At 37.2% G+C, this 14,206-nt stretch carries 14 protein-coding genes; 2 read left to right on the forward strand and 12 right to left on the reverse strand.

Annotated features, from left to right (window positions below; all coding sequences use genetic code 11):
* Window positions 1–47 precede the first annotated feature (47 nt).
* Complete coding sequence (locus AB9L17_RS20890; protein WP_375199743.1) at window positions 48–263, forward strand: hypothetical protein; 216 nt, start codon at window positions 48–50, stop codon at window positions 261–263.
* A gap of 95 nt (window positions 264–358) precedes the next feature.
* On the opposite strand, the gene AB9L17_RS20895 is transcribed toward AB9L17_RS20890, so the two are convergent.
* The 7 genes from AB9L17_RS20895 to AB9L17_RS20925 form a co-directional block, all read right to left on the reverse strand.
* A complete protein-coding gene (locus tag AB9L17_RS20895; protein ID WP_375199744.1) occupies window positions 359–1,921 on the reverse strand; it encodes a fatty acid--CoA ligase family protein in 1,563 nt (520 codons plus the stop codon).
* Window positions 1,922–2,063: 142 nt separating this feature from the next.
* On the reverse strand, window positions 2,064–3,998 hold the full coding sequence (locus AB9L17_RS20900; protein ID WP_068985995.1) for an FtsX-like permease family protein: 1,935 nt from the start codon (window positions 3,996–3,998) through the stop codon (window positions 2,064–2,066).
* A complete protein-coding gene (locus tag AB9L17_RS20905; RefSeq protein WP_068985996.1) occupies window positions 3,970–4,746 on the reverse strand; it encodes an ABC transporter ATP-binding protein in 777 nt (258 codons plus the stop codon). Before AB9L17_RS20905 ends, AB9L17_RS20900 begins: the two co-directional genes overlap by 29 nt.
* A gap of 12 nt (window positions 4,747–4,758) precedes the next feature.
* Window positions 4,759–5,193 (reverse strand): hypothetical protein, encoded by a 435-nt coding sequence (locus AB9L17_RS20910; RefSeq protein WP_375199745.1) that lies wholly within the window; start codon window positions 5,191–5,193, stop codon window positions 4,759–4,761.
* An 11-nt stretch (window positions 5,194–5,204) separates the two neighbouring features.
* Complete coding sequence (locus AB9L17_RS20915; protein ID WP_375199746.1) at window positions 5,205–6,188, reverse strand: sensor histidine kinase; 984 nt, start codon at window positions 6,186–6,188, stop codon at window positions 5,205–5,207.
* A complete protein-coding gene (locus tag AB9L17_RS20920) occupies window positions 6,188–6,892 on the reverse strand; it encodes a response regulator transcription factor (protein WP_068985999.1) in 705 nt (234 codons plus the stop codon). The genes AB9L17_RS20915 and AB9L17_RS20920 overlap by 1 nt, the downstream gene beginning before the upstream one ends.
* Before the next feature lie 128 nt (window positions 6,893–7,020).
* Complete coding sequence (locus AB9L17_RS20925; protein WP_068986000.1) at window positions 7,021–8,013, reverse strand: lipoate--protein ligase; 993 nt, start codon at window positions 8,011–8,013, stop codon at window positions 7,021–7,023.
* A 143-nt stretch (window positions 8,014–8,156) separates the two neighbouring features.
* Here AB9L17_RS20925 and yhfH point away from each other — a divergent pair, with 143 nt between their 5' ends.
* A complete protein-coding gene (gene yhfH, locus AB9L17_RS20930) occupies window positions 8,157–8,282 on the forward strand; it encodes a protein YhfH (RefSeq protein WP_004230455.1) in 126 nt (41 codons plus the stop codon).
* A 285-nt stretch (window positions 8,283–8,567) separates the two neighbouring features.
* On the opposite strand, the gene AB9L17_RS20935 is transcribed toward yhfH, so the two are convergent.
* From AB9L17_RS20935 to AB9L17_RS20955, 5 genes are all read right to left on the reverse strand, one after another.
* On the reverse strand, window positions 8,568–10,757 hold the full coding sequence (locus tag AB9L17_RS20935; protein ID WP_068986001.1) for a YhgE/Pip domain-containing protein: 2,190 nt from the start codon (window positions 10,755–10,757) through the stop codon (window positions 8,568–8,570).
* A gap of 147 nt (window positions 10,758–10,904) precedes the next feature.
* A complete protein-coding gene (locus tag AB9L17_RS20940; RefSeq protein ID WP_068986002.1) occupies window positions 10,905–11,477 on the reverse strand; it encodes a TetR/AcrR family transcriptional regulator in 573 nt (190 codons plus the stop codon).
* A 124-nt stretch (window positions 11,478–11,601) separates the two neighbouring features.
* Window positions 11,602–12,132: a FixH family protein gene (locus AB9L17_RS20945; RefSeq protein WP_068986003.1), complete on the reverse strand. Its 531-nt coding sequence runs from the start codon at window positions 12,130–12,132 to the stop codon at window positions 11,602–11,604.
* A gap of 3 nt (window positions 12,133–12,135) precedes the next feature.
* Window positions 12,136–13,524: a sensor histidine kinase gene (locus AB9L17_RS20950; RefSeq protein WP_068986004.1), complete on the reverse strand. Its 1,389-nt coding sequence runs from the start codon at window positions 13,522–13,524 to the stop codon at window positions 12,136–12,138.
* Window positions 13,521–14,204, reverse strand: coding sequence for a response regulator transcription factor (locus tag AB9L17_RS20955; protein ID WP_083227090.1), 684 nt, complete (start codon window positions 14,202–14,204; stop codon window positions 13,521–13,523). Before AB9L17_RS20955 ends, AB9L17_RS20950 begins: the two co-directional genes overlap by 4 nt.
* Between the last annotated feature and the right edge of the window lie 2 nt (window positions 14,205–14,206).

Consider the following 14,206-nt stretch of genomic DNA (forward strand, 5'->3'; position numbering starts at 1 on the left):
GCAACGTGACCAACATCGTGTTGGCCCGAGATCCTGGAGCCAAGCGGATGTCTTCTGTGCGAAAGCGTAGTGCTAACGTAGCGTCAGCAACTGGGTTTTGTCTGTGCGAAAGTGTAACGACAGCAACATTGTTTTATCTGTGCGAAAGTGCAACGACAGCAACAACAAAGCGCCCAGCCGGAACGGAAATCAACCCCTTATTTTGCCGAACGGCGTTCACTTTTGTGATACATAAAATTTATAAAATCTTTACATTATCCTGATTGGAGTGGCAGGCTACTCGACGCTCTCCACAGAAAAGCGCGAGAAATCAACGTTTCTAAAATTGATTTCTCGCGCTTTTTCAGGTTTTGAGTAGTTACGTCCTCGCCCCTACTTTATTATCTTTTAATGAACGACGCAAAATTTTTCCTGTCGTGTTTTTCGGTAATTCATCCATAATTTCAATTACTTTAGGAACCTTATATTTCACCATATGTTTTGCACAGTATGCAAAAAGGTCGTCTGTTGAAGTTGCATCTGCATCTTTCAAGACAACATATGCATGAACTGCCTCTCCTAAATTAGGGTCTGGGAAGCCTAAAACTGCCGCTTCTACGATATTATTATGAGCAAAGAGTACTTCTTCAACCTCTCTTGGATATACATTAAATCCGCCTACAATAATCATATCTTTCTTACGGTCAACGATGTAGAAGTATCCTTCTTCGTCAACTTTAGCTAAATCCCCTGTATATAACCAGCCATCACGTATAGCCATCGCTGTTTCTTCAGGCAATTTATAATAGCCCTTCATAACATTAGGTCCTCGAACAATTAGTTCCCCTACTTCGCCAACAGGCACTTCTTGGCCATTCGCATCCACTACCTTATTTTCAACATTGGAAATGTTTGTCCCAATAGAACCTGCTTTACGATCACGATCCAATGGGTTAAAGCACGTCACCGGTGAAGCTTCTGATAAGCCATAGCCTTCCGAAACACGCACATTAAATTTCTTCTCGAAATTATGTAATAGTGCTACAGGTAAAGACGCGCCACCTGAGATCGCTAGGCGTATTGTTGAGAAATCTTCAGGGTTGCCTTCTGGTAATTGATACAAGAAGTTATACATAGTTGGTACACCTGCAAAGACTGTCGCTTTTTGTTCCTTTGTTAAATTAAAGACTTCAGCTGGACTAAAACGTGGTACAAGTAAAACTGTTGCTCCACTCAATAAAGGTGCATTGACGACAACAGTTAACGCAAATACATGGAAAACTGGTAATGTAGCAATAATACGATCAGTTGCTCTATAGCCTAAATAATGTGCCACATCTCGAGCATTTGAATAGACATTTTCATGAGTCAGCATTGCGCCCTTTGGAGTACCTGTTGTACCTGAAGTATATAAAATAATTGCATTATCATCGTCAGCTACATCTATTGGTTGGCAAGTGCCCGATGCACTGGCTATAACTTGTGAAAACAAATGCGTTTTTGCCTGTGTCTCTTCAGATAAAGTAGCTACTTTTTCAGCAACATCTGCTGTTGTTTCACAAACAACAAATGTTTTTACTTGTGGAAAAGCTTGTACACCCATTTCTACTAACGGAAGAAGTGCATCAAGAGCAATAACAGCTTTTACATCACCATTATGCAAAATATATGAAATTTCATCCGGTGTATAAATTGGATTAATCGGAATTGCGGTTGCCCCTATACGCATTGTTGCATATAACGCAATTAAATAATGTGGTGTATTGCCGAGTAAAAACGCCACATGGTCCCCTTTTTCAATCCCTAATTGTTGTAACCCCTTAGCAAAGCGACCAACAGAGTGTTCAAACTCACCGTATGTCGTATCTTTCCCCATAAAATGAAACGCAATTTTATCCGGCTGCTCTACTGCTTGTTGACGAACACATGAAACTAAATTCAATTACACCATCCCCTTATCGTATAAAATGAATCGTTATTCAGTAATATTATATAAGAAATATATCTAAAAGACAATGAAACTTTTTATTTCATGTCAAAAATTACGTCAAATAACTCATTTTTTTCTCTTTCACGCACTTTTGTCATGAACGAATATGCGAGATGTATCGCCAACGAATCAAATAAAAATAAATTACTTGTATTAAAACAAAAAAGCCAAAAGCAAAGAAAACTTCTTTTACAATCGAAATATTAGCAATATCCTTTAAGATGCCTTGAACCATAATAAAAGCAAAGGCACTATGCATCATTGCAACACCCCAAGGCAAGAAAAATTGTGGGAATAAATGGCGATTCACAAGCTTTTTGAGCTCTGTATCTGTTAAGCCCATTCGCTTTAAGACATCGAATTTACGCTTTTCTCTTTCAAGAGAGGCATGCAATTTAAAGTAAACAAAGCTACCTGCTGCTAATAAAAATACAGATGCTACCAAGACACCTACTAATGTAAATAATGAATAGGTAGCTAGTATATAAGAATAATTTAATCCTGCATTTTCAAAGTAATACGGGCTAAATTTACCCTTCTTTTCAATAAATTGAGATGCTGTTAACTCGTCTATGTCTTGGCCGATATCTTTCGATTCTATCCACTGAGGAATATAGAAAGTAAATAAGTGATAGGTTGGCTGCAAAACATCTTGATCGGCAATCGGTTTGATGAGCCTTGCAAAATCCTCGTCGCTTATCACGATTGAATTGACGCTAACAATAGAGCCTGGGAATACTATTTTTGGATATACACTATCAATAGTTAACGGGATCGCGTTTTCTTCTAACACAGTATGCACAACTTTATTTTTTAATTTTTTCAAGGATTCTTCTGAATAGGGTATAAACACTGCCTGTCCTGAAGACAAGTCAAGTAATGGATAACTAAAGGACGACAGCAATACATTCATATCAGATTCTCTAAAGACTTCAACCTCATTATTAGTAAAAGAAGAAGTTTGCTTTACAACAACAAAGCGAGATAAATGGTAGGACAGACCTTTCTCCTCTAATTGAATTCGTAAAGAGTTAATATGATTTCGTTCGTACGGGTTGTCGACATCTCCCTTATAGACAAGCCCTAGAGGATTTAAGCGATCATACTGTGTCGTATAAGAAGACATCGTTGCTAAAACACCGACAGATAAAAATGCCATTGTGGACACCATCGTTACAACAAAAAACATTTTCACATTATCCTTCATAATATGTGTTTGCTCAGCTAACGAAAGGAGACGATAGCGTTGCCAATGGTATTCACGTTTGCCTCGAGCTTTATCTAAAAAGCAAGGTACTGTATCACTAAAAAAATAATATGTTCCAAAGGCTGCTGAAAACGGGATTAATAGTGTTAAACCAATTAATGATGTATTCGACACAACAAATGCTAGCACATATGTTGATAAAATAAGAGCAATCCCATATACTGCACGTATTTTCGAATAGGTTGAATCACTATTTAAATAAGCACTTTCTTTAATAAGGTCGCGTAATTTTCTTTCACGTGTAAAATACACACTGATAAAGGAAATCACTACAAAAGCACTTGTAAAGACACCTATTGTTAGTAAAAATGGCTGCCACGATACATACAAAGGCAATTTATCTAAATGTAAAATTTCTCGGACAATCATGAAAAAGAATTTCGAGAACGAGAAACCAAATATTATTCCAACAATAATAGAGGCAGAACCAATAATCATTGTCTCCAAAAAGACAAGCTTATTCATCTGGCGTCTTTCCATTCCTAGATGTAATAAAATAGCAAACTCATGGGATCTAGCCTCTAAAAAGGCACTCATCGAATAATATAAAAAGAATAGTGTAAAAAGGACGAGCACGACTTCTGCACCGACCATCCCAATTAACGATACCTCTCCTAAAATTCCTCGTTCAATATCCGGATGAAACATGAGCATTGAATAGATAAAAAACACTGCCACAGAAAAAAAGCTAGCCATGAAAAAGGCACCATATATGCGGCTGTTCCGTACGACATTACGGTAAGCGAATTGTCGAAAGGTCACCTACTTGTCCTCCTCCTAGTAAGCTCAAAACATTTAATATTCGCTGGAAAAACATTTGACGGCGATCATCTTTGTAAATTTCATTGAAAAATTCCCCATCTTTAATAAATAACACGCGATCACAGTAGCTAGCTGCGATTGGATCATGTGTTACCATGACGATCGTCGTTTGTTTATCTTGATTGACTTTTGTTAAAAGTTCAAGTACATCACGCGAAGAATTGGAATCCAAATTGCCGGTCGGCTCATCTGCTAAAATGAGACTTGGGTTATGAATAAGTGCTCGACCAATAGCTGTTCTCTGTGCCTGTCCACCTGATATTTCATTTGGACGTTTATGCAAGAAAGAGTTTAAATCCAGCTTTTCCACAATGCTTGCAAGACGCTCCTCTATTACTTCTAATGGCTGTTGATCTAATGTTAGTGGCAGCACAATATTCTCTTCCACTGTCAGCATATGCAAAAGATTAAAATCCTGAAAAACGAAACCAAGTTGTCTTCTTCTAAAGTAGGCAAGCTCTGTTGCATTCAGCATATGAGGATTCATGCCATCTACAATAATTTCTCCACTGGTTGGTTCATCAATCGTAGAAATGATATTTAATAATGTTGTTTTTCCACTTCCCGATGGACCCATGACTGCTAAAAACTCACCTTCCTCCACATCAAAGCTTAGCTGATTTAGCGCACGATGAGTTACTTTACCTTCATATACCTTCGTCACGTCTTTTATTTGTAAAATAGGCATACTTTATTCACCTTATTTCTTCATTAATTCCATAGATTCTGGTAAAAGCCATTGCAATACTACCTCAAAGCCAATTTGAAAATGTGGCTCTGTTAATGATATTGCGGACTCATTGCCATCCTCCTCCACTAGACTTAAGCAATGATCCCCAACAATTACATCCCAGGCATCAATTTCACCTTCGATTATTTCTCCATAAATCGTATAATGCCCACTATACATCACTTGTTCACCTTCTACAGGAAAAGCGTTCAGTAAAGTTGGTTTATGTAAGTCTAGCCCTAGCTTATCTGAAAAATGCATGACTTCTTCATTAAGCAAAAGACTAGCTTTTCGGAAATTTTTGCAGGATAAACATAGACAAACATCGTTATGCGATTCATATAATGCCTCTGTTTTATCAGTTTTGACATTTAATACCCACTTACCAAAGCGTACTTCTTTCATCTCTGCTCCCCCTAATTCGTAAATGTCACTGTAACAATTGTTCCTTTTCCTACCTCTGATGTAATGATTAATTCATGACCGAGTTTTTCACAGATTTCTTTAGCTAAATATAAGCCCATCCCTGTAGATTCCCCGGTTTTACGTCCATTCTCACCAGTAAAAAAGGCTTTAGTGACGCGAGAAAGATCGGAAGTTGGAATACCAATACCTTCATCACAAATGGCTAACTGTACGCAGTCATCCTTTTTAATGGCCGAAATCACTATTTTTTTATTTGCTTCAAATGTATATTTAACTGCATTGGTTACAAATTGGCCGATAATAAAACGAAGCCATTTTGAATCACTCGCTACGATTATGTCATCCTCAATATGAATTTCTGGGAAAACTCGCTTTGTAATAAATAAACGTTTATTTTCATTAACAGTTGCAGTTACAATCGTCTTTAAAGCAACCTGTTCTACTTGCATATCCTCTTCAAAATTTTCTAACCGAGCATTTACAAGTACCATATCCAAGCCTCTGCGCAGGCGATCAATTTCCTCCTGCACATTCTTTTTATCGAGAGGACGCTCATCTTGTAATAACAGTTCAATAACAGAGATTGGCGTTTTCATCTGATGTACCCATTGATTAATAAACTGATCATGTCGTTTGTGGCCAGCATATAACGATTGGAGCTCATGCTGGTACAGTCGATATAGTTCATGCATATATTTCTCTACCTGTATCGCCTCAGGTGATTTAGCGTTTTTTTGTAACACATCCTCCATGGTTTTAGGAAGTTGCGATATTTTCAACAAATAACGTTGGCGCATTAAATAGCGGATCAGTAAAAATGAGGCTAACAACACTAAACTAATACAGAAAGAATAAATAGCCGTATCGACATTTCGAAAGCCATCCAGCCAATATAAGACCATGATGAAGCCGACTAAACAGAACTGGAATACGATGAACGATGCGTAATCACGCAAAAATAATTTCCAGCCCACTATAACTCACCTGCACTTAATATAAAACGATATCCTGCCCCGCGTACCGTTTCGATAGATGACGTAATATGATAATCCGCTAGCTTTTTACGTACTCGTGTCATATTGACGTTCAATGTATTTTCATCAACAAATGCCTGATCGTCCCAAAGTTCTTCTAATAGTTGCTCACGCGTCACTACTTTTGGGGCATTGCCCATTAACAGTTCTAAAATGATACATTCTTTTTTCTGAAGAGGAATTTCCAAATCATTTTTATGAAGCTCCATTCTTTCTAAATGAAGAACAAGCTGTCCTTGTTTAATTGTCCGTTCCTCTTGCCTTGCTGCATATTCACCATATGTACGACGCAAGTGACTACGGATTTTAGCCAGTACAATCTCATAATTAAATGGCTTCGTAATAAAATCGTCGCCCCCATTTTCAAGCGCGAAAATTTGATCCATCTCCCCAGAACGAGCGGAAATGAAAATAATGGGACAAGTTGTATGTTGACGTAGTTGGCGACACCAATAGTAGCCATCATATGAAGGTAAATTTATATCAAGCAACACCATATGTGGATTAAATGCTGTAAATTCTTCAATGAGATGATCAAATTCTTTGATCGTTTCAACTTCGTATTGATATTTTCTAAGCGTTTCTGCGAGCAATGACGCAATCTTAACATCATCTTCGACAATAAATATTCGATGCTTCTCCATACAAAAACTCCTTTCTATTTATATTGTATCAAAAAAAGGTCCGACGACATAATTGTCAACGAACCTTTTTGTAGCAAAAGTTAATACGAATCAGTAAGGACATTTAACAACTTCTACACAAGCTTTTCTTAATATACTAATTGTAGAAACTCTTCTGTCGTAATTCCACCAAAGTATGTTGGAATATCAATATCTGCTAACGCTTCAGCGATTGCAGTTCGATCATAGTTTGTCCCAACTAAACGTTGTTCAACATCTGCCATATCGCCCACACCAAAGAAATCACCAAAAATATGTGCTTCTTCGATAATTCCATGATTCACTTCTAAGCGAATATCAATACCTCCAGTTGGGAAACGATGTGTTTTTTGAATATTGAAGCGTGGTGATTTGCCATAGTTCCACTCCCATGTTTGATAACGCTCAGCAGATAGCTTGTGTATATTTGTCCAATCTTCTTCCGTTAGCTCATAGTAGCGAATATTCTCTTCGCCACCGAAAATCGATTTTAAAATTTCTAGACGGAATTCTTCAACCGTCATCTGATCCTTTAAAAACTCAGAAATATTAGCTACTCGCGAACGAATCGATTTAATGCCCTTTGATTCAATTTTATCTTTCTTCACCTTTAAAGCAGATACAACAGCATCAATTTCTGTATCAAACATTAAAGTACCGTGGCTATACATACGGCCCTTTGTAGAAAATTGTGCGTTGCCAGAAACTTTACGTCCTTCCGCTAAAATGTCGTTGCGACCTGAAAGTTCAGCGTGAACGCCCATTTTTGCAAGTGCATCTACAACAGGCTGTGTGAACTTTCTATAATTCATAAAGCTTTCGCCATCATCTGTAGTGATAAAACTGTAGTTAAGGTTCCCTAAATCATGATATACTGCGCCTCCACCTGAAAGACGACGTACAACGATTATGCCATTATCCTCCACATAATCTGTATTAATCTCTTCGATTGTATTTTGATTTTTGCCAATGATGATTGAAGGTTGATTTATGTAAAAAAGCAGCACTGGCTCCTTCTCAACATCCATCGTTTTCAATAAATACTCCTCAATAGCAAGATTAATGCGTGGATCATGAATCCCTTTATTATCAACGAATATCATAATTACATCTCCTCCTTCACAAAATATCCATATTTATTTTAACGTAAATTAGGCATTTAGTGTTGACGAAAAGCATCTGTTATAATACACTAGGAAATAACAAAACAGTAATAGTACAGATGAACTTAAAGGAGGAGTCCACAATGTTAGAAAACGTAGTTGAATTTTTCAAGAATCTACCTGCAAAACAATGCACAGAATGCGGTGAAAAAATGGAAGAACAAAGCGAATGCTACAGCAACACTTGTGAAAAATGTAACCACCTATAAGCATTTGCCTATTCTGTAATAGTCATATACGTGCCCCACACGTACTAATAATGACACCACTCATCATTTTTTGATGAACCCTTAATTAAATCTCTTACACTTACAAAAAACAACAGCTGATACGCTCATATCAGCTGTTGTTTTTTTATATTTTTTACCTATGAAGCTCTTCCTTTGAGCTGAGCAGTTTCCCCACGCACCCGAGCAGTTCTCCCTGTTACCTTATTTAAAGCACTTGTCCAACAAAAAAGACACCCACATGGGTGGGTGTCAAAAGTGTTATTTTTAGTTTTCTTCGGCTACTTTTGAGTAACGTTTTGCATGTAGTAACATGAAATAACCGAATGTAATAGCTAAGAATACTACTAGGAAACCTAATAGAATTCCGTAGTTTTGCATTAAGAATGACATATCACCAGTAGAGATACATGTTTTAAATGCTTGAACAGTATATGTCATTGGCAATAGTGTATTAAATACTTGTAATGGTTCTGGAATTAACTCAAGTGGGAATGTACCCGCACTTGTTGTAAGTTGTAAAATTAATATAACAATCGCCATGAAGCGTCCTGGATCACCGAAAATGGACACTAACATTTGGATTAAAGCTAAGAAAACATAGCTTGTTAATAATGCTGTTAGGAAAAAGTGTCCTAAACTGTATACTTCAAGGCCTAAACCCCATTTTACAATAACTACTGTTCCTATAGATTGAATTAAGCCGACTGTTGCTAAAACTGAGACTTTACTTGTAAACCAAGCTGCACCATTTTTTGGACGAATTGCTGGTTCTACAAGTGGGAAAACGATAGAGATCATTAATGCACCAACAAATAAACCAAGAGAAATAAAGTATGGTGAGAAACCTGTTCCATAGTTAGGTACATGGTTAACAGATTCTTTTTCAATCTCAACTGGTTTACCTACCATCTCATATGTGTCTTTATTTACATGAACTTCGCCTGCTTTTTCACCTGCTTCACCTAATTCGCTAGATAAAGTTGATGTACCATTTGCAAGTTCAGATGAACCATCTGCAAGCTCTGCAGAACCTTGTGCTAACTCACCTGATTTTGATGCAAGTGTTGAAGTACCTTGATTCAATGCTGTTGAACCACTTGCTAGTTCATTTAAACCTGAAGCTAATGCTTTAGAACCTGTTACGGCTGTATTCACACCAGCATTTAATTCACCTAATTTTTGTGCAAGCGTTGCATTACCAGCTTGGAGACCTTTTGCTCCTTCGACTAATGCACCGCTTTTTGCTGTTAATGCATTAGCACCTGCTAACACTTCTCCTTGACCTGCTGCAATTTGAGTTGCACCAGAACTTACTTGACTAGCACCTGCTTGTAATTTTTCTGTACCAGCAGATAAAGAATTTAAGCCATTATGCACGCTGGCACTTCCTGCTTGTAGCTCTGCTAAAGTTTGCTTTAATGCTGCAGCTTCCTCTTCAGGTAGTGAAGCCATCATGCCTTGTAATTGATTGGATAAAGCAGTGATACCTTCTTCTACTTTTGCAGAACCAGCAGTTAATTGGTTTGCTGCACCATTTAATGCGCCTGCATTGTCAGCAATTGAAGCTGCACCTGAACTAATTTGTTGTTGTTTCTCATTAATTGTAGATAAACCTGCTTGCACCTTCGCTACACCTTGAGTATATTGCGATAAACCTTGCTGAAGGGTTGTTGCTCCAGTTGCTGCTTGCTGTGCACCTTTTTGCAACTGTCCAGTTCCGTCTTCTAATTTTACTAAGCCAGAAGATAAATCATTAGCGCCTTTTGCAGCCTCTCCAGCACCTTTAGTAATTTTATCTGTACCATTTGACAATTCAACTGTACTTGATGCTAATTGCTCAAGATAACCTTTTAAATCTTTCGCACCATTGGCTAAAGATTTGGCACCTTCATCTAGCTTACTAGAGCCATCAGCAGCCTCCGTAAAGCCATCTCCCATTGTTGTAATTGTATCAAATAAATTTTCTGCATAAGTAGTTGAAATTTGTGTATTTACTTCCGCACGTATCATTTCCATTGCTGAATCGCCAATTTGTGCACTTAGGAAGTTTAATCCTTCATTTGGAATATAGTTCATAACTAATTTAGAAGGTTTGTCATCTAATAACGTAGTGGCATGCTCAGAGAAATTTGCTGGAATTTCTAAAATCATATAGTAATCTCGACCATTTAAGCCTTTTTTAGCTTCTTCTTTGGTTACTTCAATAAATTTAAACTGCTCACTTTTGACGAGATTATCGACTAAGTCTTTCCCTACATCTAATTTAACTCCTGCCATTTCAGCACCTTTATCTTCATTGACAACAGCTACTGGTAATTCAGGTAGGCTTTTATATGGATCCCAGAACGCCCATAAAAACATACCTGCATACATAACCGGTATAAATAATACAGCGATTATTGAAACAAGCATTTTTTTGGTTTTAAAGATTTTTAGCCACTCAGCTTTAATCATAAGTTTTCTTCACTCCTAAACTTTTTGACCGAAAACGTCAGTTGGTCATTTTTATTCAAAAAAAAATCTAAACCCTCTTATGGGCTAAATTTGCTCCTAGGCTTTCACTTGATTCAGTATTTTTATTTCCCTATTATCCCAACCGAATCAAGTTAAAATTAGCCCACGGAAGATTGTTTCCTTAAAAAGATTCAGTATCTTTTCTTCTGGAATAATGTCGCCATGTAGCTCATGCCAATCAACAATAAATGCTAGATACGCCTTTAGCAACAGATAGCTTACTAATTCTGCATCACAGTCTTTGATTTCACCTTTATCAATACGTCTTTGAATTAACTCAGCAACATACGATAAAATTTCAGTCTCAATGCGAATTAAAACTTGTTTGACTGCCGGCGTTCGCAATTCTTTTTCCTCTTCTAATAACTTCGCAAATAAAAGATGTTTTTCACGGAACTGTAGCATTCTCATTAAAGCATTGTGTGCATTTTCCATAAAGCCAGCTGATGCATCCAACACTGCATCCGCCTCAGCCTTCATGTCTCGTACTAGTGACATGGCTATCTCTTGAAATAAAATTTCTTTATTTGCAAAGAATGTGTAAATCGTTCCTTTACCAACATTAGCGATTTTCGCCACTTGCTCCATCGTTGTCGCCTTGTAACCGAACAATGTAAAAGATTTTGCAGCTGCTTCAAGAATCTCCTGCCTACGATCCATTAGTAACATCCTTTCTTTGTTAAAGTTATGTACTTGTTTTGTACACCGAAAACGACGATGACCAGAAAACCATTTCGGTCATCTGGTCATTATCATATTCCTAATTGAAAAATAATGCAAGCATTTAATGATGATTTTCTTCATTTTTTTCGTGATCACCATGCTCAGCGTCATCTGATGTATCATTACCGTGATTCATCATGTTATCATCCATGCTATTACTTGCTTTTTCATCCTCTGGTAAAACTTTTGTCATATCAGGTTTCCCAGCTGTAATTTGTTGCTTCGGCATATTATGAACACCATTAGCAGTTGTGTGAGCAAACATATAATAAACACCATCGTGGTCAAATGTAGTCGTTGCTTTATAAACGCCATCTTTCTCTAATTTACCGTCCATCATTTTGCTTTCATCGCGTTTACCCGATTCCCATACTTCAAATTGTACAATTGCATCATCCACGTTTTCCCCACCTTGTTCGACGTGCGCTGCAAGTTCAATCGTTTCATTAATCGCTACTTCTTTCGGTGTTAAAATTTCAACCTCTGGAATTTGAGGCATTTCTGGCTCTTTCAAATCTGCTGACTCTTTCTTGTCTCCGCACCCTACTAACAATGCAGGTACTGCGACTAATGCCAATAACCATTTTTTCATGTGTTACTCCTCCATTAACGGCAACATAATTTTTACAACTGTGCCTTTTTCAACTTCACTTGTAATGTCAATTTTACCATCTAACTGCTTCAACAATTGTTCAACAATCGACAAGCCTAGTCCACTGCCACCATCAGCTCGACCTCGTGCTTTGTTAACACGATAAAAACGTTCTGTTACATGCGATAAATCCTCCTGTGGAATACCGATCCCGTAATCCTTGATAGTAATTTGCGCATGACCATTATTTTCAATAGCAGTGATTTCAACTTTTGACTGCTCATACGAATAATTAATAGCATTTTCAATAATATTAATAATAATTTGTTTCAGCTTTACTTCCTCAGCTTTGATGATTAACGCATCATCAACATCTAGATGAAGTGTAATGCTTTTCTTTTTCGCCTGATGAGTTAATATTTTTTGAACCTCACGTAATGTTTCGGCAAGAGGAATTGGATATAAAGTTATTTCTGCTTGTTCATTTTCCATACGGGCGAGTTGAAGTAGTTCATTTGTCAAACGTTCCATACGATTCGCCTCACGTACAATAAGCTGGATCGTTTCCTCTTTTTGATTTTCCGGAATAATGTTTTTCTGTATTGCTTCACTATACCCCTTCACATAGCTAATGGGCGTCCGTAACTCATGTGAAACTGTTGCTAAAAACGTTTTCTGAGCCTCATCCTCTTGTTGTATAGCCTCTGCCATTTTGTTAAAGGTGCTGGATAATTTCCCAACTTCATCTTTTGAATGAACTGGTACACGTGTTCCGTAGTTTCCATATGACATTTGCTCGACAGCCCTTTGCAAATTGCTTAATGGTCGCATAATATGACGAATCCCTTTATAAATTAAAAAGCTGATTACAATTAAAAATATAAAGGCACTGACAAATAAGAAAATGACCTCATTATTTGCTAACTCACTAATTTTTACTAGAGGAAAGTAAATATAAATAATCCCTTCAAGCCTATTTTGATCTACTAGTGGAAGTACTACAGAAATTAGCTTTCTATCAAATCGGGGCTCATAGCCGATTTTTTGCACATATTCACCTGCAAGTAATTGCTGTCGCTCCTCAGGGCCAATTAATGTTTCGTAATCAATATCAAAGGGTACACAAGCACTTAGTTCACGTGGATTTCTTACTGCAAAAATATTCAAATTCGAATAATTCGCATAATGTTCAATATCTGCAATAAATTCATCCGTTACCTTACCACTGGTATACATAGTTTGGAGCTTTGTTCCAACCTCTACCATCATCTCTCTCGTGTCTTCTACATAAAGTCGTTCATATAAATAATCCGTCAGGACATACATAAAGAAAACGGTAATCATTAAAAATGCAAAGATTAATAACAAAATGCGTGTTGAAATCTTTCTCATTCGCCAGGATCAAAACGGTAGCCCACTCCCCAGACGGTTTGAATATGCCCCGCGGCTTCCTTTCCAAGCTTTATACGCAAGGTTTTTATATGCGTGTCAACCGTTCTTGTTCCCCCTACATAATCAATGTCCCAAATGCGTTCTAGTAGTTGCTCCCTTGTATATGCATTCCCAGGATTATTCATAAATAAATGCAATAGTTCAAATTCCTTTAAAGTAAGCGGAACACTTTTTCCATCTACAGATACCTTACGTGCAATCTCATCTAACTTAATAGGTCCAATCATCACATATTTTTGCTGCAAATCTACAATATTAGTACCGCTTCTTCTTAATACAGCATGGATTCGCGCAACTAGTTCATCGTTTGTAAAAGGTTTTACAAGATAATCATCTCCGCCAAGTGTTAGGCCTTTTACTTTATCCTCATTTGCATCACGTGCTGTTAGGAAGATAATTGGTACATTCGACATCACACGTATGCTTTGACAAACTACAAAGCCATCTTCATGTGGCATCATTACATCGAGTAAAACTAAATCAATTTTTTCGCGCATAATAATATCATATGCTTCTGTACCACTCGCTGCTGTAAAGGTCTCAATTTTTGAATTATTGAGCATCATTTCTATTAAATTACGCATATCTTGTTCATCATCAACAATTAATACAGTTGTCACAT

Source organism: Lysinibacillus sp. RS11 (genome assembly GCF_042019215.1).
GTDB classification, from domain to species: domain Bacteria; phylum Bacillota; class Bacilli; order Bacillales_A; family Planococcaceae; genus Lysinibacillus; species Lysinibacillus xylanilyticus_A.